We start from the raw sequence: 22,994 nt of genomic DNA on the forward strand, positions 1-22,994 counted from the left end.
TTATCAAGTGGGGTGATGTGTTTCGCACAGAAAGAATGCAAGGCAAAAAATGCGACGGTACGATGAATAGTGTCCAAAATAGCGAGGAGGTTTCATAATGATCAAGCCATCATTCAAGTTTGGCATGGTATCCTTATTTTGTTTCATGCTTGTATTCGCATTCTACCCTGGTCATATTGTAAAGGCGGCAACCAAAACGGTCCCCGCCGGTGACGTTGCGACGCTGCGGAGCTACTTAGCCAGTGCGAATCCCGGCGACATTATCGAAGTGTCCGGGAGCTACTCGGTGTCGGATGGAACCATTGCAACTTCCAGGAGCGGATCGTCAGGCAATTACATCACGATTCGCGGCACGGGCGGCGGGGCTACCTTTCATTTCACGGCATCGGCGGGAAACGCCGCATTCCATATCAAAAACAGCTATTACAAGTTGGAGAATGTGACGATTAACTCCAATGCCAAATCGAACAAAGGGCTTCTGATCGAAGCCTCACATGGTTACGTAACCAACGTAACGGTCAAAAATACGACGGCAGAAGCGTTCAAGATTCGGAAAAACAGCCAATACTGGCTTGTCTCGAACAGTACCGCACAAAGTGCGGGGCAAGGCGGAAAATTCGGCGAGGGCTTCTATGTGGGGGATGCCGATCAGAACTGGACCACACTGCCGAATCCGGATCGAAGCGGTTATATTACGTTCCTGAATTGCAGCGCCATACAGACCAAAAACGACGGCTTTGATTTCAAAGAGGGCACGCATCATATCAAAGTGATTGGCAGCACGGTTGACTTTCAGAATACGATACCGGAATCAACCGTGGGCAACAACGGAATATTCATGCGGGCCAATGACGTACAGATTATCAACACCACGGTCAAAAACAATGCAGCCACGGGTCAGGCGTTCAGAACAAGCAAAACCACGGCCTCGGACGGAGTGTCCTACGGAAGCAATTTGGAGCTTAAGAACGTAACCGCATCCAATATGTCGGGAGCGATGATTTACACGAACTATACTTCGAACAAATTATATACCGACTATACAATGACCGGGGTTGCCGGGGGGCTCTACGCTTCCGGTTCCAAAACAGCGACGTCTTCCAATCCATCCTCCTTCGTGGAGATGACGTGGAGCGGCGAAGGCGGAGATACTTACGGCGGTTTCTAGCAAAAAGCTTTACAGGCCGCCTCAAGGTTTTTCCTTAGGTGGCCTGCTGCTTCATGTTTTCCTAAGCGTATAGCATAATCCGCTCTCATTTTAAATGATCGGATTCACGAAATGGGCAGAACAACAGCGCTTCCCGGATCGTCTCGGCCACAATATCCGCTGCCGTTTGTCCCGAAGTAAGGCCTCTGGTGCCTTGCCCCGCCCACAATGACATATACTCCGGATTGTTTTGGCGATTAGCCGCGTTTCGGATGTCGCGGGTTACCGTATTCTGCGTAGGAAAAGGCAGCGGCGCTATACCGCTCTCGTCCCATTGCCTGATGAATGTATTGCGGATGCCCCTTGCAGGCCGGCCCGAGAACGCTTTGGTGATCACCGTGCTCTCTTCCGTACTCTGAAGCAGCGCTTGCTTGTAAACCTCATGCGCACCCGATTCAACCGCCGTCAGAAATCGCGTCCCCATCTGAACGCCTTGGGCTCCAAGAACAAGCGATGCCGCGAGTCCGCGTCCATCCATCACGCCTCCGGCGGCAATCACGGGAATCTTGACGCGATCTACAATTTGCGGTACCAAGGCAAACGTTCCGATTTGGGCACCCATCGTGTGCTCCGAAATGTCAAACGTTCCACGGTGTCCGCCCGCTTCGCTGCCTTGGGCAACGACGGCATCACACCCTGCCTGCTCAGCCAATATGGCTTCACGGACCGTGGTTGCCATCGCAACAACCCGAAGCTCGGCTGTTTTCGCTTGCTGCATATGAGGCTCATCCAGAATCCCGAATGCCGTACTAATGACGGGCACCTTCTCTTCGATCAGAACCGCGAATTGCTCCTCGAACCAATCCGGGGTAGTTACGAGATCCTTGCCTGCATGGGGAATGCCAAGGTCATCCCGCATCCGGTTTAGCTCCTGTTGAACTTCTCCGATTCGCTCTTGGCCATCCGGGGCACTGGGCGCAAAAAGATTGACGGCAAAAGGCTGATCCGTCCGCTTGCGAATCTCCTGAATGCTCTGGCGAATGGCAGCCGGCTCCATATAAGCCGCACCCAGCGTCCCGAGTCCGCCTGCGTTGGATACGGCGGCGACCAGCTCAACTGTCGTCGGTCCCCCCGCCATTCCTGCCAGAAAAAGCGGATAGCGGATATGGAACCGTTGGCACAGCTCGGTCTGCAGTTGAATATTCATGATATACCTCCTTTAACACTACAGATATTATCCTATTAAAAGAGAGAATCTTCCAATAAATAAGAAAAACGTCGGATCGGCGTAACTTCCAAGAAGACAGACCGCATCTAGCGGAAGTTTTTCTTGCGAGATCAGGATGATATGCCTCAAGGAGTTTATACTTTCTTATCTCTTAAGAAAAACGTCGGATCGGCGTAACTTCCAAGAAGATAGACCGCATATAGCGGAAGTTTTTCTTGCGAGATCAGGATGGCTAGCCTCAGGAGTTTATACTTTCTTATCTCTAAAAAAAGCCGCTAAGCACCTTGAAACGTGTTTAGCGGCTTTTTACGGGTGTTTTCGTCCGGGGACACCGTTCTCCCCGATGGTTATACCGTCTTCTAGGACATTTTCACCAAGCTGTAGTTTTTCTTGCCTTTGCGAATGATGATGAACCGGCCGCCAATCGCTTGGTCGGCTGTCACCTCGTGACCGACGTCGCTGATACGCTCGCCGTTCATCGAGATGGCGCCTTTGGTGATATCCTCGCGAGCTTGCCGCTTGGAAGGCTCGATGCCCAGATCCACAAGCCAGTCCACGATATTCTTCGTTTCCGGCGTGGCTTCGAATGTCGGCATCTCCTTGAAGCCCTGCTCAATCTCATCGGCCGTAAGGGATTTAATATCGCCGCTGAACAAGGCCGCCGTAATGCGCTTGGCTTGCTCCAGCATCTCCTCGCCGTGCACGAATCTCGTCATTTCCTCAGCCAGCATTTTTTGCGCTTCGCGTTTATGCGGCTCGCTCTGCACCTTTTCGGCCAGCTCATCAATTTGCTCTTTGGTCAAGAACGTGAAGTACTTCAGGTATTTCACAACATCGCGGTCGTCGGTGTTCGCCCAGAACTGGTAAAACTCGAATGGCGTTGTTTTGTTCGGGTCGAGCCAGATCGCGCCGCCGGCCGTTTTGCCGAATTTTGTGCCGTCGGCCTTCAGCATGAGCGGAATGGTCAGGCCGAATGCTTTTGCCTCAGGTCCTTCCTTCTTCCGGATCAGGTCCAGGCCGCTTGTAATGTTGCCCCATTGGTCCGATCCCCCGATTTGCAGCTGTACGTCTTCATGCTGGTACAGATGCAAGTAGTCAACCGACTGCAGGATTTGGTAAGAGAATTCCGTGAACGAAATACCGCTGTCAAGCCGGCTCGCAACCACGTCCTTCGCCAGCATCGAGTTAATGCTGAAGTTTTTCCCGTAATCGCGCAAGAATTCGATAATGTTGATTTTATGCGTCCAGTCGTAGTTGTTGACCATGCGGATTTGATTGTCGCCCTCGGTTACGAAGAGCTTTTTCATTTGTCCGGTCAACGCATCGACGTTAGCCTGAACCTGCTCCAGTGTCTGCAGCGAGCGCTCGGTTTGACGTCCGCTTGGATCGCCGATGGTGCCGGTCGCTCCCCCGATCAGAATGACCGGACGATGGCCGGCAAGCTGGAAGCGTTTGAGCATGATGAAGGGAATCAGGTGACCGATATGCATGCTGTCGCCCGTTGGATCTACGCCGCAGTACAGCGAGATTGATTTTTCATTCGTAAGCTCCCGGAGGCCTTCGGCATCCGTCTGTTGGTTGATCGCATCGCGCCATTCCAGTTCGTCGATAATATTCACAGTGTTTACACTCCTTCAATTCAGTAATTTCCTTATAACGAAACGCCCAACTCGTTGAAAAACAAAAAATCGCCCCTTGTCTGTTATAGACATAGGGACGATTATTAACCGTGTTACCACCCAGATTGCACGAATGATCTGCACGCTGCCGCGCGTCATTCATGCCGCTCATTAGACGAGATATCGTTCGTCGTTTCCGCTCGGCATTACCCGAGATACTCCAGAGTGTAATTCGCCGCCTTGGTGTGTACCGGGTTCCATCACCCCCCGGCTTTCTAGAACAGGGACCAAGCTGCTACTGGGCTCTTTCAACGTATGTCGCTTATAAGATTACAGACAGTATAGTGAATTCATAATTCGATGTCAACCTGCGTTTCGGACAGATGTCCTGCTTTCCCCGGCAGCATGGGTAAACACCGGTATTTTTGCCCTCTTGGTATCAAGTGCGGCGCATGTACGCACGAACCGTAATGGGAGCAAATATGGCCACGATGACCGCGGCGCCAACCAAGGATATCGTGAGATCCCAGCCCACAGTGCCGGCGTTGGTGAGATCCCGAACGGCTGTCACAAGATGCGAGATCGGATTCATATTGACGAACCACTGCAGCCAGCCCGGCATCGTATCCACCGGCACGAACGCGTTGGAGAGAAACGTGAGCGGAAACAGCACGATCATCGATATCCCCTGCACGCCGGAGGCGGATCTTGCAATCACGCCGCAGAAAGCAAAGATCCAGCTAATGGCCCATGAGCACAAAATGACGACCACCCCCGCAAGAGCAACATATCCCAAGCCGCCCTCGGGCCGATATCCCATAATATATCCCATCGTAAAGGTAAGCACCGTTGCAATGGTATACCGAATCGTGTCTGCCAGCAGGGCACCAGCCAACGGTGCGATGCGCGCAATCGGCAGCGATTTGAATCGGTCGAATACGCCTTTATCCATATCCTCGCGCAGCTGAACGCCTGTGACGACGGAAGTCGTAATCACGGTCTGGACGAGGATGCCGGGAATGATGACGGGCAAATAACTCGCCACGTCACCGGAGATGGCGCCTCCAAAAATATAAGTGAACATCAGCGTAAAAAGAATGGGCTGAAACGTGACGTCAAACAACTGCTCGGGCGTGCGCCGGAGCTTCAGCAGCCCGCGGTAGGCCATCGTCAACGAATTTCGGATCGTCTGCCCCAAACTCGTGCGGTTCTTAAGCTGACGTTCCGTCCCAGGCTGAATCATGGTGCTGCTCATACCCGTGCCACCTCTCTATCATTGGTTTCATATGACCCTTGGGCAGCGTCTTCCTTCACGCCGTGGCCTGTGATCGTCAGGAACACCTCATCCAGGGTCGGCTTCTGCACACTCATCTCGGACAAGCCGATTCCTGCCGCGCGCAGCTCGATCAGCAGATCTGTAACAAGACCCGCATTAGCCATCGGAGCCGTAATCTTTCCGGCTTCCGGCGATACATTGGCATGGACGCCCAGCACTTGTTCCACGGTATGGCGGGCGCGATCCATGTCCTGTGAATGCTGGACGGTCAAATGCAGCGAGGAAGTGCCTACCGACATCTTCAGTTCATCCGCCGTCCCCTCGGCCACGACCCGGCCGTAATCGATAACGGCGATGCGGTCTGCCAGTTGATCCGCTTCTTCCAGATACTGCGTGGTCAGCAATACCGTTGAACCGGTATTCACCAATCGGCGGATCGTATCCCACATCTGGGAACGCGTCCTGGGATCCAGCCCCGTCGTTGGTTCATCCAGGAAGATGAGCGGCGGCTGGGCAATCAGGCTTGCGGCCAGATCCAGTCTTCTCCGCATGCCGCCGGAGAAATTTTTCAGCGGCCGTTTCGCGGCTTCCGACAAACCGAATTCCTCTAGCAGCTCATCGGCCTTGCGCCGTGCCTCCGTACGCCCCAAACCAAGCAAACGGGAGAAGATAATTAGATTCTCCGTGGCGCTGAGCGATTCGTCCACCGACGCGTATTGGCCGGTTACCCCGATCAACTGACGAACGACCTGCGATTCCGCCTGCACGTCATGTCCGAAGATTCGGGCCGAACCCGCATCCGGTCTTAGCAAGGTCGCCAGCATCCGGATGGTGGTCGTCTTGCCTGCCCCATTCGGACCAAGCACTCCGTAGATCGTTCCGGTACGCACGTTCAGATCCACGCCATCCACGGCACGGTTATCGCCGAATGTTTTGACCAGCCCGTAAGCCTCAACGGCCAAGTCGCCAGGTTTAGGCTCTATTTTCTTTCTGTATCCATGCTCCATTATGATTTCCTCCTCTTTGTTAATGGATGATGTTTGAATCGTAGCACCCCTATTTAAACGGAATGTAAACCGGGAGATGAATGGGCTCTTCTTATGAAATGATCCTCAATCGATAAGGATCCATGGTGTACTCCGACTATTACTGACGGTAAACAAAAAAAGCGACAGCACAGAAATACCTTCTGCACTGCCACTTTTTCCTTTATAAAACCGGGAAACCTCTCCGTCAAAAAGGCTGCCGCCCTAAAGCTTGCCTCTTCTGCCTCTACCTCTACACTAAGCCTTCGGCCATTTCCAAAAAGCATGGTTAAAGGTCTTCCCCATCCTGATCCATCGTATATTTTACCTGCATGATGATATTCTGTTCGTGATCTCCAAACTGGCGGCCGAACAGATTCAGCCCTCCTTGATTCACGGCATCGGGCTTGATGCCGATGCGCAGCCGCAATTTGGGGCTCGCGGCAATATTCAGCTGATCCAATGTAACGCTTGATACCTTCTCCATGTCCAGCGTCGTCTTCTCATCATCGACGCGCCATGTTTTGAGAAACCCGTACTGCGTTGCCCAATCGTACCACCAATTCGGGTTCAGCTTGCCGCGCCGATCCCCGAAATCGCCGGGGCTTGTCCACATGCCGATCTCCACGCCATTGACCCACACCGAAATATTCGAAGGCCAGTTATGATCATAATTAGGGGCCTCGGAGCACATCTCCATGGACAGTTCAAGCGACTCGATACGGGCTCCGGCCGGAATATCCATCGGCATCAAATATTCCAGGTATCCCTTGCGAAGCCAGATAATCTGGGCATTGACATGCTTGGGATGGTAAAAGCTCGCCGGCTCGTCTTCCTTTATGATATACCCGTCGGCATTCGCCATTCCGCATGTCGGCGATACTTCGCAATCGCTGTAATGGCCGATCGGCATATCGACCTCATAGACATGCGTGACTCCCTTAGGGACCGAATTCTTCAAATTCAACGCAATATGGATATCATCATAATTCCGGCTGCACACTTTCATTGCCCCACGCGAGGCCGGAAGCAATTCCGTATTGATTAATTCGGCCGCTTCCAGCACTTTGATGTTGCTCGCCACCGTCGAAACGGGAAGTTTGAGTTTCTCGGCGATTTCGATGATATTCAAATTCTTGGAATTCAAAAGCCTTAGAATATCAACCCGAGAACGCGTTGACAAGGCATGAGCTACCGTGACCAGTCTTTCCGGGTCGTTAAAACCAAGTTCCAGCACAAATCCGCTCTCCTTTAAACATATTCATTACCATTCATCTTATCTCTTAGTGAAATGAAAAACAATCATGCTTGCAAAGGCTTGCATCCGCCATTCCCCTGCCTTTTGCCATTGGACATAAGTCTAGACTGGTCGAAGAAAATCATTCCTTTCTTAGCCAGAAATGGCCTCCGGGAGAACCGGAAGCCATCCATGATTAAGCTTGTTACACTTTGTTTTTTCGGTCCACTAAGCCATCCGCTGTGTCCTAATTCGCCGGCTTGATGTCGAAAAAGTCGATTTCTCCGTATCCTTCGCCTTTTGAGAAACGTATCTTGTTCACGCCGGCCTTTAACTGAACCCTTGCCGTGGACAGGCCCCAATTCTCCCAGCCTTTATTCGTGATATGGAACTTGCTTGGCGTTCCGGCATTCACGCTGAGCATAAGATGGGACCAATTCCCACCGGCCGTTCCGTTCGCCGTGCGGGCCAGCAGAACGTATTCGCCTGCGGATGGGGCATGCACCGAGAATTCCACATAGCTCTCCGGCGTATCGATATGCCCGGCCTTCATGCCTCCCGAGCCGTTAGGACTTTGGGATGCATAGGCGACGCCGCCGAATGTTCCCTCCTCACCCTCGTAGCGGGTATGTGCCGCTTCGCCGGAAGGCAGGGTTATCGGAGCATTCGGATTCGCCGGAACGCCGAGGTTTGGCGTATGGTCGGCATGCCACGTGAATTTCTGCGTTCGAACCTCGCGATTCCACCCGGCATTATTGTATTTAGCGACATGATAGAGTATCCAGTCCTCCGTACCGTCGGGCGACTTGGTAAACGAATGATGACCCGGTCCGAATAGACCGTTACCGGACTTGAATATAGGCTGACTGCGTTTGTTCCATGATACCGGATTCAGCAGATCGCTGGTTGTGCTGGCCGTTATGAGACCCAGGCAATAGTCGTTGGTCCAGCTTCCGCTTGCCGAGTATACCAGATTGATGAGACCGTTACGCACAACCACCTGAGGCCCTTCGTTTACATGTGGGGAATGGTTCGTTTCCCAGCTGTGCGTAGGTCTTGCGATTTCAACGCGGTTCGAATCAATCGTCCAAGGATTACTCATGCGGGCGATGTACAGATTCTGCCGCACATTAATATCCCCTTCCCAGCCGGACCAGATAAAATACAGCTGACCGCCTGTTTGCAGCACCGTGCCGTCAATCGCCCATTTGTTCGTCGGGTCCGTAATCTGGCCTTTGTACTGCCAGGTTCCCTTCGTCGGGTCCGCCGACGTGTTCTCCATGACATACATGCGGTGGTTGACGTTATCCCCGTCATCCTTGGCATAGTAGATATACCAGGCGCCATTGATGTAGTGCAATTCGGGAGCCCAGATGCTGCAGCAGCCCGTTTCTACGACCCTCGTCGGAGCTGCATCAATCGTGGCAAGCTGTGCGGACTTCCATATGGTTACATTTCCGCCGGTCGTTTTTGTGAAGTAGTAAAAGCCGTCGGTGTGTTTATATACCCATGGATCCGCGCCCTCCTGCATGACCACGTTGTAGAAGTTATTTTGAAGCGTAGCCGCATGTGTCGCCTGACCCATAGGAAGAATAAGGAATGCGCATATCGTGAGCCATAATTTATTCCGGTAATTCACCTTCATCCTTCGTCACGTTCCTTTCGGATAATATGCAATCATACACCACGCAGAAATGTAACACCGCCTACTTCGATAACGGTGATGTTAATAGCTCAATCTTCAATCGCGGCCTTACGGGAATTGATGCGGCGGATCACGTCGGGATTGAATTTTGGACGTCTGTCATAGGTATATAATCCGTTCACTTCCTGCTCCACGTCGTACAGCTGGGTATAACAAAAACCGAACATCATCGGATGATCCAGCAGAACATTCGTTAAGCCCGCATAACGCGTTAGAAACGCTTCTTCGGATGTCGGCCTGTCGCCGTAGCCCCAGGACTTCTCGTCTTTCTGGTCCGGATTCCACCATATGCCGCCATATTCGCTGATGAAATAAGGCTGGCCTTCATACTGCTGCCGATTCGGGAAGCTATTGTAAACCTCTCCACCGTTCTTCATCGGCTCATATCGCTGCTTAAAGGTCTCCGGGTTCTGGTCGTAATCATGGATATCGAAAATATCCGTTACGACATGGAAGTTGCCGCTCGTATCAATCACGGGACGCGTCGGGTCCATTTTCTTCGTGACCTCGTATACAATGCGCAGTACGTCGTTATTTTGCTTGGCACCGTCCCGGTCCCATGTCTCGTTGAAAGGACACCAGCCGGTGAGGGCCGGATGATTGAAATCGCGTTCCATCCCTTCAAGCCATTCCGGTAGGAAATGGGACATTCCCTCCGCCGTGGTAATGTCGAGCCCCCAATTCGCATGCTCTCCCCACACCAGATATCCTAACCGGTCCGCCCAGTACAGAAAGCGCGGTTCAAACATCTTCTCGTGAAGCCTTGCGCCGTTAAAGCCAAGTCCCATCGAAATTTCGATGTCTTTGCGGAGATCCTCATCGCTTGGAGCCGTATAGACTCCATCCGGATAGAAGCCTTGATCCAGCACAAGGCGCTGAAATACGGATTTGCCGTTGATGCGGAATGCCATTCCGTCCAGCATGACGGTCCGGAGCCCGAAATAGGATTGGACGGTGTCGCTCACCTGATCCCGTCCTTGCAGGGTTAATTCCAGATCGTACAGCCTGCCCTGCCCCGCTTCCCACAAGTGAACCTCCGACAGTGGAAGGGTAAGTTTGACGGACGGCCCGGATACAACAGCGCTCGCATTCCCTACCGCTTTCCCCTCGTACAGGGCGGAGGCGGACAGTTTATGGCCCGCTGCGTTCCCGTTGATCTTAAGCTCGAGGTGGGCACAGCCATTATCCGGGTCACCCACCAGCTTCATGTCGGACAAATAGGCCTCCGGCACTTGCTCCAGCCATACCGTCTGCCAAATCCCCGTCGTACGGGTATAATCACAGCCATGCGAGTGGAAGCGTCCGCTCTGTTTCCCGCGCGGCTGGCGTCCGGAACGGACGTCGTCTTCCGCACAGACGGTAATCACGTTCTTACCCGGTACCACATGTGGCGTGATATCGAAGCTAAAAGGCGTATATCCCCCGCGATGCGATCCTACGGATACACCGTTTAACCATACTTCCGTCTCGTAATCCACAGCCCCGAAGTGAAGCAGGATGCTGCCTTTCCATTCTTCAGGCACGGTAAAATCCCGTTTATACCATACGGCTGCCATGAAATCCTTATATTCAACGCCGGACAGCTTGCTTTCGGGACAGAAAGGAACGGTGATCGTTCCGGACAGATCATGTCCCGGCTCATGGAATCCGCGCTCCTTCCCGCTTCTGCCATGATCGATTTCGAATTGCCAGGAACCGTTCAGATTCATCCAGTCGGGTCTCACCCATTGTGGACGGGGGTACTCCGGACGCGGCAGTGTTAATTCAGACATGTTTAACTCCTTCTTTTATGTTGAATTTGTTTGCATTTATCTCTTGGCTGGCTGTCACGTGCGGCTTTAGCCTCGGCTTTCCTTGACATACAGCCTGCTGGTCTCTTCCCAGATTTCTTTCGGCTCCAGGCTGAAACACCCGATTTCTTCGGCTTCCATATCCATATTGGGTGCATTGACCAAATTGATCTGCGGCTCAGGGCAGAAGAAACCCTCGGTCGCTTTGTTATTCCAGATCATCCATTGTTTATAGGAGGTCCCTACGTCATAAACCAGCGTTACCTTCTCCGTCCCATCGGTAAGCTCCATCCGGTTCCTTCCGTTTTGAGGCAAGGCGGTATAGTGATTGTCCATGCTTTCAAAGAACGGATAGACGCCGGAACCTTGCATGGCCTGCTCATTCGCGGACAGCTCCTGGTGGGAGCCGGTGGGCAGCATGCGCCCATCCAGCTCCCATCGCTTCCCGACGGTCAGCTTTACGCGGTAATCCCGGGCGTGGCCTTGCCCGGTAAATGGCGCGTTAACGGACGTATGAAACGCCAGCAGACACGGCATGGCTTCTTGGCCTGTATTGGTAATCGTTACCCGCTGGGATAACCCCTGCCGGCTTAAGCCGTACCGAAGCTGAATATGGAAGCGGAACGGGAAGCTTCGGAATACCGGATGCCGTTCATCCACGCGGACAGACACCGTCACATAAGCCTCCTGCCCGGAATGCCCGTATTCATCGACCTCCCATGGAATGTTGTACAGAAACCCATGCAGATGATGACCGGTTGCCTCTTCATTGACCGGGAGCTGATGGACTTTACCGTTCCACCGGAACCGGCCATCTTGATACCGGTTCGGGGGAAACAACACCGGAATGCCATGAATCATCGGTCTTGCTTTGAAGCCCGGCATTTCCTCCAGCGTCGGTTCATGGAGAAACCGGTAGTCCTTATCGAGGTCCCGGAACGATATCAAATTCCCGCCGATATCCGGGAGCATGACCGCTTCATAAGCTCCTGCCTGCAGGAATACGGCTTTCTCGTTATGGTATACGCCTTCATAGGCATGCGTCGCGTCCATTTTCTCCACCTCCTATTGGCCCGTCATGATTTTGCGAATGGTTTCGAGCGGCGCCTTCGGCTTACGGTCATACGTAAGCAGGCCGTTGATTTCCTGCTCGACGTCCGTCAGCTGCGTATAGCAGTATCCCTGAATCACCGGGGAAGAGAACATCGGATCCACCACGGCTTTGAGCCGGATCAGGAAGTCCTCCTCGTTCTCGGCTCCGGAATACCCCCAGCCCTCCCATTCGCTCTTCTTGAAGGCAATGCCGCCAAACTCCGATACGAGAATTGGTTGGCCGTCATAAGAAGCGCCGCCGACGAATATTCTTCGGTTCGCCGGCATCGCTTCCACCGCGGACGCGGCTGTTGCATACCGTTCTTCCAACACTTCCTGGCGGCTCTCATAGTCGTGAATGGTAACCAGGTCCGTGGTCATATGCTCCCATCCGTCGTTGTATACAACCGGTCTGCTATCGTCCAACGACTTGGTTAGATGGTACATGGCGAGCCCATGCTGCTGCTGGCGCTTATCCATCTGGACATTGGGAACACCCCAGCTTTCATTCAGCGGGACCCAGGTTATGATGCAGGGATGGTTATAGTCCCGCTCGATGATCTCCTGCCATTCCGCCGTGAAGCGGCGAACATACGACTCGGAATATTCGTACGCGTTGGCCGCCTCGCTCCATAGCAGCAGGCCAAGCTTATCGCACCAGTACAGGAACCTGGGGTCCTCCGTCTTCTGGTGCTTTCTTACGCCGTTGAACCCCATCTCCTTCGTCAGCTCCACGTCGCGCTTTAATGCCTCGTCCGACGGCGCCGTCAGGATTCCCTCGGGGAAGTAACCTTGATCCAGCACCAGCCGCTGGAAATATGGGCGATTATTCAGGCACAGTTTGCCGTTCTCGATCGATACCTTCCGCATCCCGAAATAGCTGGATACTTGATCGACGACGTTCCCATCTTGAACAAGGCGGAATTCGATATCGTACAGGTTGGGATGCTCGGGGCTCCACAGGCGTCCCAGACCATGGTCCGTAAAATCGCTCAGCCCGATAGTCCGCAGCTGCTCCGGGTTTCGGATTGCATATTGATCTTCGACAACCAATTCACCTTTATACGATACGGTGATCTGCAGTTTGAGGTCCTCCGTCGCCTTATAGCCCTCAAGGAAGGTCCGGATGCGAATTTCGTTGCGGTCGATATCGGGCGTCATCATCGTTTTGCTCAGATGTACCGGGGACACCGGCTCCAACCACACGCTTTGCCAGATGCCGGTCGTACGGGTGTAGAAGATGCTTGCCGAATGCTCAAGCCAGTATTGCTTGCCCCGCGGCAGGGTGACGTCGCGGCTGAAATCCTCCGCCCGCAGCACGAGCGTGTTGCTTCCTTTCGCGAGCGAAGCCGTAATGTCCGCCTGGAATGGTGTATGCCCGCCTTCATGCATGGCTACTAAGTGCCCGTTTACCCACACTTTGGCCATATAATCCACGGCACCGAAATGAAGCACGATCCGTTTTCCGTTCCAGTCCTGCGGAATTTCGAACGTTCTGCGGTACCACACGACATCATGAAAGGAAGGATCTTCGATGCCGCTCAGCTTGCTTTGGAACGTAAAGGGAACGTTGATCTTCCTCGTAAAGGAAGCCTGCGCTTCCGCCTGATACCACCCTGCATCCTCGCCGATGGCTTCATCATCAAAACGGAAATCCCATTCGCCATTGAGGGTTAACCACTCTTTGCGCTGAAATTGGGGTCTCGGATATTCATTGCGAACCGTTTGTGCCTTGCTAACTTCTGTCGTCAAGATGCAACTCACTCCTAATGATTCAGTCTCTCTATCTGCTCGTTTGAACATTTAGCCTTTGATCGAGCCCACATAAACGCCCTTCACGAAATACTTTTGCAGGAACGGATACACCATTAATATAGGCACCGTCGAAACCACGATCGCGCAATATTTAACCAGCTCCCGGAACGCGGTCGAGCTTTGTGCGCTGTTGATGACGACCCCGCCCGCGCTGCCGATCGTGGTAGCCGTCGAATCATTGGCAACCAGAATCTCCTTCATTAACAGCTGTAACGGGAACAGTTCCCTGTCCTTCAGCAGGACCATGGCATTAAACCATGAGTTCCAATTGCCAACCAGATAGTACAGGAAGATAACGGCCAGCGTGGCTTTCGACAGCGGCAGGATCACCGTGATGAGGATGTTGGCCTGGCTTGCGCCGTCAATCAATGCCGCTTCTTCCAGCTCTCTCGGAATCGATTGGAATCCGGTCCTTAATATGATGATGTTCCAAGTGCTTAAAGCAGTCGGCAGAATCATCGCCCACAGATTGTTGTACAAGCCGATGTCCTTCATTAACAGGAACCAGGGAATCAGCCCTCCGCCGAAAAACATGGTGATCGTAATCAAAATCATGATGAAATTCTTGAAATACAAGTCCCGCCTGGAGAGGACGTACGCGCCCAATATCGTCATGACCATATTGACCAAAGTGCCCAGTCCCACATAAATGATCGTATTCATGTACCCCTTCAGCAGGCTGTTGTCTTTAAACACCAGCTTGTAACCATCGAGCGTGAATCCCAGCGGCTTTAACAATACCCCTTTATGTGCCATCAAGGCGCTGGGATCGCTGACGGAAGCAAACAAGATATGCAATATGGGATAAAAACACACCAACGTTAACGCGGTTAACAGCGTATAGTTCGTAAAGTCGAATATGCGGTCTCCTATGCTTTTATGCTTCCTGCTTCGTTTCACTTTGAGTTGCTTGATATCCTCCATAACCTTCCCTCTCTCTTACCATAAGCTGGATTCAGATCTGCGTTTTACGATGGTATTTGTCATCCATAACAGCCCGAAATTCACGATGGAGCTTATTAATCCGACGGCAGTGGAATAGCTTAGGCTCGCTTCCCTCAAGCCCCTGCGGTAAACATAGGAAGCGATGACATCCGCCGTATCGTAGATTAAAGGATTATAGAGCAGGATAATTTTCTCGTAACCGGAAGCCATCAATCCACCGATCGCAAAGATAAACAGGATGATGATGACCGGACTGATCTGAGGCAGCGTAATGTACCACATTTTTTTCACCCTGCCGACCCCGTCGATATCGGCCGCTTCATATAACGAAGGATCGATGGAGCTCATCGCAGCCAGGTAAATGATGCTGTCCCATCCGATGCTCTGCCAGATTCCGGAGAAGGTATAAATCGGACGGAACAAATTGGAATACCCGAGAAGGGATGAGTAGTCTTTTCCCGTTATGAATGAAAGCAACTGCGTGACGACCCCTTCATTGGCCGTAAAGATGTGAATGATCCCGCACACAACCACCAGTGAAATAAAATGCGGCATATACGTAATGGTTTGTACGGTCCGCTTAAATTTGGAAGAGCGAACTTCATTCAGCAGCAATGCCAGGATAATCGGTGCCGTAAATCCAAACACGATGCCCCACACATTCAGCAGGAGCGTATTCTTGACGACTCTCCAAAAATAGGGTCCGGAGAAAAAATCGATGAAATGTTTGAATCCCACCCAATCGCTATCCGCGAATCCCAGCAAGGGCTTGAAATCCTTGAATGCGATCATGACGCCCCACATCGGCCCGTAGCAGAAGATCAAGAACCACGCCACGACGGGAAGGGCCATCAGATAGACGAACCAATTCTTTTTCAGATCCTTTTGAATCAACCGTTTGGTATTCTTGGGCTCCGAGGGCGTCCGGACATGGTCTATTCCCCTGTTTTTCCGTAATATCTCCATGAATCAACCACCTGTTCTTATTATGAAAACTATCGTTGGTTATACCGATCCAAGGCTGCCTGATGGAGACTTAAGAATTCGTCCAGCCCCATGCTTTGCGCTTCCTTCAAAAATTTATCGTAAGCATCAACCGGCAATTCGCCCATAATGATCTTCGCAAAGTATTCTCCGCGCAGCGTGGACAATTGGTTTCCAAGCTCGGCTTCGCGCGATGCTTCTTCTTTCGTGAAGGTGATCGGCGGCATCGCCATGCTGGTATCCATGTTTTCCGTCCAATTCTTTCGGATATCTCCGGAATAGCTTCCTTTCGCCGAGATCAACGGGTTGGCATTATGCTCATCGCGAATGTTCGGCCAACTGTGCCAGCGGTATTTCCAAAGTGTGACGTCGACCGGCTGACCGTCCGGATCATTGTAGATGTAACTGTTTTCAGGGTAATAAGGCATTCCTTGTTCATCCACCAAATGCACCGTGCCGTACTCGCCAAAGTTAATGAGCTCCCAGCCTTTTTTGCTGAAGTTGAAATCCAGCCATGCCATTGCAGCTTCGACATTTTTGCTCTGAGTGGTGATGGCTGCACCGGTTCCGGTTCTTTTGAAGTTTTTATAGGTGGTTGCGGATTTGTCCCCTTCATTCAGAACAGGATTCAGCGCCCCCACGAAATCAATATCGTTCTGCACTTTCCAGTAGCTCCACATCGTATCCGGTGAGTCCATCATGACGGCCGTATCGTCGGATATCGCGCTGGCCATCCGTTGATTGAAATCGGCGGTAGCCCAATCCCGATTCAGCAAGCCTTCCTTATTCCACTGCTGCATCGTCGCGAGATATTCCTTGGCTTTCGGTTGTGCAGGACCCCATGCGACTTTGCCGTTCTCATCCAGGAAGGTCCAGTCCCAGACGCCATATGCGCCATTAATGATGCCGGTAAAGATTTGGCCGTACGTCGATCCGTAATTCAGCGGTGCTTTATATCCAACTTCCTTGGATTTCTTCAGAAATTCATACCATTCATCTATCGTCGTCGGGACTGGAAGTCCTGTCTTATCCAGCGCTTCCTGCTTGATTAACGTGCCGAACCAGATCCATTCGGAATATGGAGCGATCCCGTAGAAGCCCAGCAGCCTGCCATCATCGGTTACGGTCGTTTTTCTTCTCGTTTCGTCCGAGTTGCGCCATGCCGAATAATTCGGGGCATGCTTTTCCATCAGGTCGGTCAAGTCGAGGTAAGCGCCGTCGTTTACCCCCGCTTCCAAGCCTCCCGGATAACGGCCCGGGTCAATGATGATATCCGGCAGCTCGCCGGAGGAGATCATCAAGGTAAAGGCATCCGCTTCCTGCCCGACGGGCGGCGTAATGAAGTTCACCTTAATGCCGGTGAGCTTCTCTACCTGCTTCTGAACCAAGTGATTATTCATATCCGGGATGTTGGAGTTGGCAGGCATCCATACATCCAGCACCACATCGCCTTTAACGGGATAAGCAGAATAATCGCTAGGAATGACTTCTTCGAAAACGTCGCCCAGATATGTATCGTTCAGTGTGCTGTTGACCTCATCGATTTGCTCCTGCGTCGGTGCTTTATTGCCGCGTATGTCCCCGCTGATATCTTCAAACGTCACCTCATTCTTCTCTACGCCTTCCTCTTGGGTTACGGTATTATCGGGCTCGTTATTTGCCTTGCCGCTGCAAGCGGTTACCGTCGAAATGATCAAAATGGATATGAATAACAGAGTGAAAAAACGCTTCATCGTTCTGTTCATGCTTAACCTCCCATGATATGAATAATTGCGAGCACCCCCAGCATTAGCGCCTGAGAGGATCAATATTCCGTGGTTTTTTCAGGGGTGCCAGTTTAAGGCTTGCTATCTTTCGTTCTTCAATCTTCGTAGTGTCTAAGCCCCCCCCGGTCTGAAATGCAACTCCTCCTCTTGGCCATTCCAATGGATCCCCTTTCACATGTAAATTGACGGCATTACCAGTCCCTACACTTTCATTTAATACAATTATCCTGTATCTTTAACCGAAGTATAAGCATACTACTTCATTCTGTCAACGCTTTCATACATAATTTCAGTAATTAAAATTAGTCATTTTCTTTATTCTTTGTTTTGTTTATCGAGATATCGGAAACAATCCATAAACTGATAACCCTTATCCCAAAAGGAATATCCGATTAAAAATGCCGTTTTTGTTATGAAATCACGTTCCCCTCACGATTCACTCTCATTCGTAATAAACCCCCATTCATTACAGATAATCTGTAATGAATGGGGGTTTATCGAATCCTGTGAATATTCACTTACACCCTTGCGGCATCTGACGCACCTTTGCCGTCATCATCGATCCTCTCGGGATACCTGTTCGTTACGTTATGAAGCCGCATACATTATTCTCCGGACGGTATCGCTATGGCCTGCGAATCACTGGCCGGGACACCGAAGTCCGGGGTTCCATCTTGCTTCCAACCGAATTTCTGGATACGGGTCGAGCGTAAGGCCGTATCTGCTCCAGGCTCTGGAAGCGCATGGTAAACAATCCAGTCCTCCTTGCCGTCCGGTGATTGCGTGAAGCTGTTGTGACCGGTAGCGTACACCCTGTTCTCCACGCTTTTGCAAAATACAGGCTCCATGGATTTAGACCAGGATAGCGGGTCCATCGGATCCGCAGTTTCATCCATCGTGAGCATTCCCAGCGCATAATCCTCGGACCAGGTGGTGCTGGCCGAGTACACCAGGAAGATACGGCCGTTCCGCTGAAGGACGACGGGTCCTTCGTTAATGGCCATTCCGCCTTGTTTTTCCCAGGACAGGGTCGGGGCGGTAAGTAATACATGATCTCCCGTCAATGTCCAAGGGTTTGTCATGCGCATGATGTATAGAGCGGAGCCATAATCCGGGAAATGACCGTACCCCGCATACAGGAAATAAAGCTGATTGCCTACGGTCATGACCGTACCGTCCAGGCCGGGTACGGGGGTCGGCAGCGCGCCCTTCCATGTCCATTCGCCTTCCATTGGATCAGGCTCCCCGTTCTCCAGCACGCATATTTGGCGCGACTCGTCGCCTCCCCCGTCATTCGCTGTAAAATAAATGTACCACTTGCTGTCCAGATGGTGGATTTCCGGCGCCCACAGGTTATAACTATGGCGTCCGCCGGCTTCCGGAGACCAGATCGTTTTCTTCCGTCCCTCTGCAAGTCCGGTCAAGGTTGCGGATTGTGTCAGCTCCAGATATCCGCGTCTCGTTGCCATAAAATAGTAATAGCCGTCCGTATGCTTCCATACCCAAGGATCGGCTGCTTGCTCTACGATCGGATTGTTGAATGTTGGTCCATATACCATTTTCTTATCCTCCTTATCCCTTGAATTTCCTGGTTTTTGATCAACACTACGGCAATTCACCCCTGACACCCCTTAACTCCCCACACCCCCCACGAAAAGTTAAACCCAATCTTACTGATGTCTTCCAGCCTTGTCTATACGCAATTATACGAAGATTTATCGCGTTAGATTATGTAACATATCTAGTTATAGTGAAGGATTGGCCTAGCATCTATTACCATCTGGAGAAAATTGACGACGTCTCGATACGTTTATTGGAAATTCATTAGGTGCTGCACGATCAAAAAAAGCTGGTCCCGAAGGATCAGCTTTATCGTGAAATCGATCTCGCCAGACGAAACCCGAGATCCTCAATCCGAAACGTCGGGTGGCTTCGCCGGCGGCATGTCGCCCCGCAGCCCCTGGCCTCTTCCGCCCAGCTTCCGCCGCGGAATACTCTGTATGAGCCGTATACGTCCGGATCGTATACATCCCAGCACCACTCCCACACATTTCCGAGCATATCGTAAAGCCCCCACGCATTGGGCCTCTTTTTGCCTACCTCATGCAGGGCGCCCCCGGAATTCCCTTCATACCAAGCGATGTCATCAAGCTCTCCGTAACGATAGCCATCACTCCCGGCTCTGCACGCATATTGCCATTCTGCTTCCGTCGGAAGACGGTATCCATCCGTCTCCCAGTTACACTCCACACACGCACCATCTTCCGTGACCGAATAACATTCGTTTAGACCTGAACGCCGAGATAGCACGTTACAGAAGTGAATTGCATCGTTCCATGATACATCGACGATCGGAACCCGCGTGACGTCAGCAAAACCTGCCCACGGTGGCATAAGCGAGAAATACAGCGCCTTCGTAACAGGAACCGGTGCAAGCTGAAAAGCGTTCACCTCGACCGTCCACGAAGACTTTATACGGTCGTCCCTTAATTGAATTGCGCCTGCTGGAATGTTCTGCATCGGATATTCTTTTAGATAAAACCCAGGTACTGACAACCGTCTTCCTCCCGTTTTCGTCTAATTAGTTCAACCTGCTTAACCGTTCAATTCCTTGTTGTTCACTCGGCAAGAAAAAGAAATCGTTCCCCTTATTGCATTCATAAATGAAGTCTTGCAAGCTTTGGCTTGGATAAACAGAAAAATCTCCGATAATCGCAACCTTCACATGATAATTGATATACTTCTGAAGGATTTCGCCTGCAAGGCGCGTCTTCAAATCGAAGAAGGCTTCGCTGAATACCGATTGGTTCATCACCATACGACGGCTGCCCGTTTCATATTGCACGGTTGCCATAAGATCCAATGCGGATTGCACATCCTCTATTAATATCTCATTGCTGCGTACGACCGCTATCGTTCCTCCATCTGTATCAATCTTCTCTATATTCATAGTCACCCTCCTGTTTGGGTAAGTCTTCTTACATAATCCTCACATATGTACCGGTTATCCTCGTCCTTGACGGGCGGAACGTTCGCTACTCTAAAAAAGCTCAGACCAATAACCATCGCCATCAGCCCATAGGCGGCATCGCGGGAATCTTCAACGGACATCTGCCCCGTCCGGTTGCCGTACTCCATGATCTTGGCGATGCCTTGGAGATCAGCCTCGTAACTCTTCGATACAACTTCCTGCAAATTGCGATCCAGCATGGCTTTTGAGAAAAACTGTACAAAGAGCTTAGCTTGATCAGCATAAGGGATATACATCTTGTCGACCCCCTCCAGCTGCGACACATTAATCATTCGATCCGCGTCATCGCTGAGCGGGGGAAGCATAAACTTCAGGACAAGATCCATCATTTCTCCCGGTGTCATCGTATGCTCAATGCCGGATTCGATCTTCAGCCCATAGTATGCCAAGAACGACTTGAAAGCTTCGATCGTCAGATGATCCTTATTCTTGAAATAATATGTGACAACTCCTTTGGAACAGTTTGCATGATCGGCCACCTTATCCAGTGTCATGCCGTCAATTCCATACATGCTGATGCAGGTTAACGTGGCATTAACGACCTCTGCCCTGCGCTTCGGTCCCATTCCTAATTTGGGCATGATTTCTTCACCTGTATCTTTGTTGATTTTATTTATACTGAACAGTCGGAATAAAAAGAGTGTACACAAGAATGGTACATATTGTCAATGGAGGCTTTGGATCAGACCCAGTGCGCAGTCTTTTTTGTTATAAAACTCCTATGAATGAAATCCTCATATATAAATAAAGAGGTATTTCCTTATTCAGAAAATACCTCTTTAAGTTTAAACATCTGCTATCTCAATTCAGCCTCCTAGCTTGCAGTTTAGCCTGTTAGAAGTACAACAAAAGTAGACATTACGCTTTTATTTCCCCGCCAAAAACTCATCCAACTGACGCTGGATCTCAGCGACATAGTCATCAATCCCCGCCGCTTTCAGCTTCTCGATGGCTTTGGGATATTCCGTCTCAAAATCGACGAAACCGGAACGGATAGCGGCTAAATCCTTGCCCGCGACTTCTTTCAGGGCCGTCTCGATTAACTTGACGTTTTCGTTATTGAATCGGAATCCCAAGGATTCGGATCGAACAGCCTGATCATCCCAGCTCTTATACTTATCGATGGACTCTTGTGCTACATTCGGCCCGAACAATTGGTAATTTTGGTTTCTAAACATCCATTCATAGAAAAATTCGCTAGCGGTGAGTTTATTGATTCTTCCATCCACAATCTCGTAATCCTTGCCTTCAACGCCATAGAGAGCAAACAGATAATTCTCTTGGGATTTATAAATCCAGTTCACGAACTTCATGGCTCCTTCCGGATTAGGAGCATTCATAGGTATGCCCAGCACCTCTCCGCCTGCAGCCGTCACATAACGCGGTTTATCCTCGGCTAACAGGTACGTTTTAACCTCGGCCTCCGGCGCATTGGCTTTGATGGCATCGACAATTTCCATTTCCTTGCCCAAAGATCCTTCAACCCATAAGTATAAGCCCGTCTGCATGCGGGAGTCTCTCTCGTTGTATTTGATGGTCAAATCCTCTGTATATAACCCCGCATCATACATGCCGCGGTTAAACTTCGCGACTTCCTGGAACGCTTCCGTTTCATAGTAGCTGTATGCTTTTTTGCTTTCTTCCCCGAATACAACCAGATCTTCGACGGCGATCCAGTTATATTGTTCATCGGTAAAATATCGGGTCAACGGTTTAAAGATAATATCGGCGGGCCCCTTCATTTCAGGGAATTTCCCTTTCGCCCTGGTTGCGAATTCCTTTAAATCGTCAGCCGTCTTCAAGTCCGTCATCCCCACCGCTTCGAGGATATCCTGACGAACGGCCACCAGCTGGTACATGGCGGAGGATGGTGCATATGCGGATGGAATGCCATGAATCTTCCCATCGATCGTTGCGCCCTGAAGCTGCTCCATCGGCAGGACTTTTAGCATATCCTGGCCATATTCCTCGATTAAATCATCCAATACCATGGCTTGTTTCTTGTTGACGATCGTAGAAAGGTCCGGGAGGCCATCCCAATATAAATCGATCGGTTCATTTGCGGCCAGCATGATATCTTTTTGTTCCCAATACTGAGCCCACGGCACAAATGTGACTTCAACCTTCAAACCAAGATCGGCTGCCATCTTCTCCGCGAATTCGTTATCCAGAAATTCGCTCATCCGATCGCTTCGCTCCCCCGGATACAGAATCGTGACGGTTTCAAGCTCGGCTGCCCCCTCTTTTCTGCCGCTGCATCCCGCCATGACCGAAACGGACGCAATCAATAAGACCAACAAGATCAGCATGTTCCTTGCTTTCATGAAAGACCCT

18 protein-coding genes and 1 other annotated feature are annotated in these 22,994 nt (G+C 51.2%); of the genes, 1 reads left to right on the forward strand and 17 read right to left on the reverse strand.

The genetic code is table 11. The annotated features are described in order from the left end of the window. The first annotated feature begins 97 nt into the window (after positions 1 to 97). Positions 98 to 1,168, forward strand: a complete 1,071-nt coding sequence (locus OHJ21_RS16580; RefSeq protein WP_486020583.1) for a hypothetical protein — start codon at positions 98 to 100, stop codon at positions 1,166 to 1,168. Positions 1,169 to 1,253: 85 nt separating this feature from the next. On the opposite strand, the gene OHJ21_RS16585 is transcribed toward OHJ21_RS16580, so the two are convergent. From OHJ21_RS16585 to OHJ21_RS16665, 17 genes are all read right to left on the reverse strand, one after another. Next, positions 1,254 to 2,354: an NAD(P)H-dependent flavin oxidoreductase gene (locus OHJ21_RS16585; protein WP_486020584.1), complete on the reverse strand. Its 1,101-nt coding sequence runs from the start codon at positions 2,352 to 2,354 to the stop codon at positions 1,254 to 1,256. Positions 2,355 to 2,734: 380 nt separating this feature from the next. Further along, positions 2,735 to 3,994, reverse strand: coding sequence for a tyrosine--tRNA ligase (gene tyrS, locus OHJ21_RS16590; RefSeq protein ID WP_100538678.1), 1,260 nt, complete (start codon positions 3,992 to 3,994; stop codon positions 2,735 to 2,737). 90 nt (positions 3,995 to 4,084) lie between these two features. After that, positions 4,085 to 4,315 (reverse strand) — a binding site (T-box leader). A 118-nt stretch (positions 4,316 to 4,433) separates the two neighbouring features. Continuing rightward, positions 4,434 to 5,249, reverse strand: a complete 816-nt coding sequence (gene tetB(58), locus OHJ21_RS16595) for a tetracycline efflux ABC transporter Tet(58) subunit B (protein ID WP_100538679.1) — start codon at positions 5,247 to 5,249, stop codon at positions 4,434 to 4,436. Beyond that, positions 5,246 to 6,277: a tetracycline efflux ABC transporter Tet(58) subunit A gene (gene tetA(58) / locus OHJ21_RS16600; protein ID WP_326114582.1), complete on the reverse strand. Its 1,032-nt coding sequence runs from the start codon at positions 6,275 to 6,277 to the stop codon at positions 5,246 to 5,248. The genes tetB(58) and tetA(58) overlap by 4 nt, the downstream gene beginning before the upstream one ends. A gap of 307 nt (positions 6,278 to 6,584) precedes the next feature. Next, positions 6,585 to 7,532, reverse strand: a complete 948-nt coding sequence (locus tag OHJ21_RS16605; RefSeq protein WP_100538681.1) for an ArsR/SmtB family transcription factor — start codon at positions 7,530 to 7,532, stop codon at positions 6,585 to 6,587. A gap of 247 nt (positions 7,533 to 7,779) precedes the next feature. Next, entirely contained in the window at positions 7,780 to 9,177 is a 1,398-nt protein-coding gene (locus OHJ21_RS16610; RefSeq protein ID WP_486020585.1) for a family 43 glycosylhydrolase, read from the reverse strand. 89 nt (positions 9,178 to 9,266) lie between these two features. Further along, positions 9,267 to 11,009 carry a glycoside hydrolase family 2 protein gene (locus OHJ21_RS16615; protein ID WP_486020586.1) on the reverse strand — a complete coding sequence of 581 codons (1,743 nt, stop codon included), beginning with the start codon at positions 11,007 to 11,009 and terminating at the stop codon, positions 9,267 to 9,269. A 66-nt stretch (positions 11,010 to 11,075) separates the two neighbouring features. Next, positions 11,076 to 12,080, reverse strand: coding sequence for an aldose epimerase family protein (locus OHJ21_RS16620; RefSeq protein WP_486020587.1), 1,005 nt, complete (start codon positions 12,078 to 12,080; stop codon positions 11,076 to 11,078). 12 nt (positions 12,081 to 12,092) lie between these two features. Continuing rightward, complete coding sequence (locus tag OHJ21_RS16625) at positions 12,093 to 13,871, reverse strand: glycoside hydrolase family 2 protein (RefSeq protein ID WP_486020588.1); 1,779 nt, start codon at positions 13,869 to 13,871, stop codon at positions 12,093 to 12,095. 51 nt (positions 13,872 to 13,922) lie between these two features. Beyond that, positions 13,923 to 14,858, reverse strand: coding sequence for a carbohydrate ABC transporter permease (locus OHJ21_RS16630; protein ID WP_100538685.1), 936 nt, complete (start codon positions 14,856 to 14,858; stop codon positions 13,923 to 13,925). Between the two features lie 15 nt (positions 14,859 to 14,873). Then, positions 14,874 to 15,845 carry an ABC transporter permease gene (locus OHJ21_RS16635; protein ID WP_326114575.1) on the reverse strand — a complete coding sequence of 324 codons (972 nt, stop codon included), beginning with the start codon at positions 15,843 to 15,845 and terminating at the stop codon, positions 14,874 to 14,876. A gap of 29 nt (positions 15,846 to 15,874) precedes the next feature. After that, positions 15,875 to 17,608, reverse strand: a complete 1,734-nt coding sequence (locus OHJ21_RS16640; RefSeq protein ID WP_326114574.1) for an extracellular solute-binding protein — start codon at positions 17,606 to 17,608, stop codon at positions 15,875 to 15,877. 626 nt (positions 17,609 to 18,234) lie between these two features. Next, the gene (locus OHJ21_RS16645; protein WP_486020589.1) at positions 18,235 to 19,188 is read right to left on the reverse strand and encodes a glycoside hydrolase family 43 protein; all 954 of its coding nucleotides are present in this window, start codon (positions 19,186 to 19,188) and stop codon (positions 18,235 to 18,237) included. Between the two features lie 310 nt (positions 19,189 to 19,498). Then, positions 19,499 to 20,149 (reverse strand): formylglycine-generating enzyme family protein, encoded by a 651-nt coding sequence (locus OHJ21_RS16650; RefSeq protein ID WP_207797511.1) that lies wholly within the window; start codon positions 20,147 to 20,149, stop codon positions 19,499 to 19,501. 61 nt (positions 20,150 to 20,210) lie between these two features. Then, on the reverse strand, positions 20,211 to 20,579 hold the full coding sequence (locus OHJ21_RS16655; protein ID WP_486020590.1) for a DUF4180 domain-containing protein: 369 nt from the start codon (positions 20,577 to 20,579) through the stop codon (positions 20,211 to 20,213). A 2-nt stretch (positions 20,580 to 20,581) separates the two neighbouring features. Beyond that, positions 20,582 to 21,241 (reverse strand): TetR/AcrR family transcriptional regulator, encoded by a 660-nt coding sequence (locus OHJ21_RS16660; RefSeq protein ID WP_486020591.1) that lies wholly within the window; start codon positions 21,239 to 21,241, stop codon positions 20,582 to 20,584. Between the two features lie 285 nt (positions 21,242 to 21,526). Then, positions 21,527 to 22,984, reverse strand: coding sequence for an ABC transporter substrate-binding protein (locus OHJ21_RS16665; protein ID WP_486020592.1), 1,458 nt, complete (start codon positions 22,982 to 22,984; stop codon positions 21,527 to 21,529). Positions 22,985 to 22,994 lie beyond the last annotated feature (10 nt).

The organism is Virgibacillus sp. LDC1, from assembly GCF_025792345.1.
Classification (GTDB): domain Bacteria; phylum Bacillota; class Bacilli; order Paenibacillales; family Paenibacillaceae; genus Paenibacillus_AQ; species Paenibacillus_AQ lautus.

Excerpts from the sequence above, each read along its gene's own strand:
- OHJ21_RS16580 (WP_486020583.1), top strand. The coding sequence starts at position 98 with ATGATCAAGCCATCATTCAAGTTTGGCATGGTATCCTTATTTTGTTTC.
- OHJ21_RS16585 (WP_486020584.1), bottom strand. The coding sequence starts at position 2,354 with ATGAATATTCAACTGCAGACCGAGCTGTGCCAACGGTTCCATATCCGC.
- OHJ21_RS16610 (WP_486020585.1), bottom strand. The coding sequence starts at position 9,177 with ATGAAGGTGAATTACCGGAATAAATTATGGCTCACGATATGCGCATTC.
- OHJ21_RS16615 (WP_486020586.1), bottom strand. The coding sequence starts at position 11,009 with ATGTCTGAATTAACACTGCCGCGTCCGGAGTACCCCCGTCCACAATGG.
- OHJ21_RS16620 (WP_486020587.1), bottom strand. The coding sequence starts at position 12,080 with ATGGACGCGACGCATGCCTATGAAGGCGTATACCATAACGAGAAAGCC.
- OHJ21_RS16630 (WP_100538685.1), bottom strand. The coding sequence starts at position 14,858 with ATGGAGGATATCAAGCAACTCAAAGTGAAACGAAGCAGGAAGCATAAA.
- OHJ21_RS16635 (WP_326114575.1), bottom strand. The coding sequence starts at position 15,845 with ATGGAGATATTACGGAAAAACAGGGGAATAGACCATGTCCGGACGCCC.
- OHJ21_RS16640 (WP_326114574.1), bottom strand. The coding sequence starts at position 17,608 with ATGAACAGAACGATGAAGCGTTTTTTCACTCTGTTATTCATATCCATT.
- OHJ21_RS16645 (WP_486020589.1), bottom strand. The coding sequence starts at position 19,188 with ATGGTATATGGACCAACATTCAACAATCCGATCGTAGAGCAAGCAGCC.
- OHJ21_RS16650 (WP_207797511.1), bottom strand. The coding sequence starts at position 20,149 with ATGCAGAACATTCCAGCAGGCGCAATTCAATTAAGGGACGACCGTATA.
- OHJ21_RS16655 (WP_486020590.1), bottom strand. The coding sequence starts at position 20,579 with ATGAATATAGAGAAGATTGATACAGATGGAGGAACGATAGCGGTCGTA.
- OHJ21_RS16660 (WP_486020591.1), bottom strand. The coding sequence starts at position 21,241 with ATGCCCAAATTAGGAATGGGACCGAAGCGCAGGGCAGAGGTCGTTAAT.
- OHJ21_RS16665 (WP_486020592.1), bottom strand. The coding sequence starts at position 22,984 with ATGAAAGCAAGGAACATGCTGATCTTGTTGGTCTTATTGATTGCGTCC.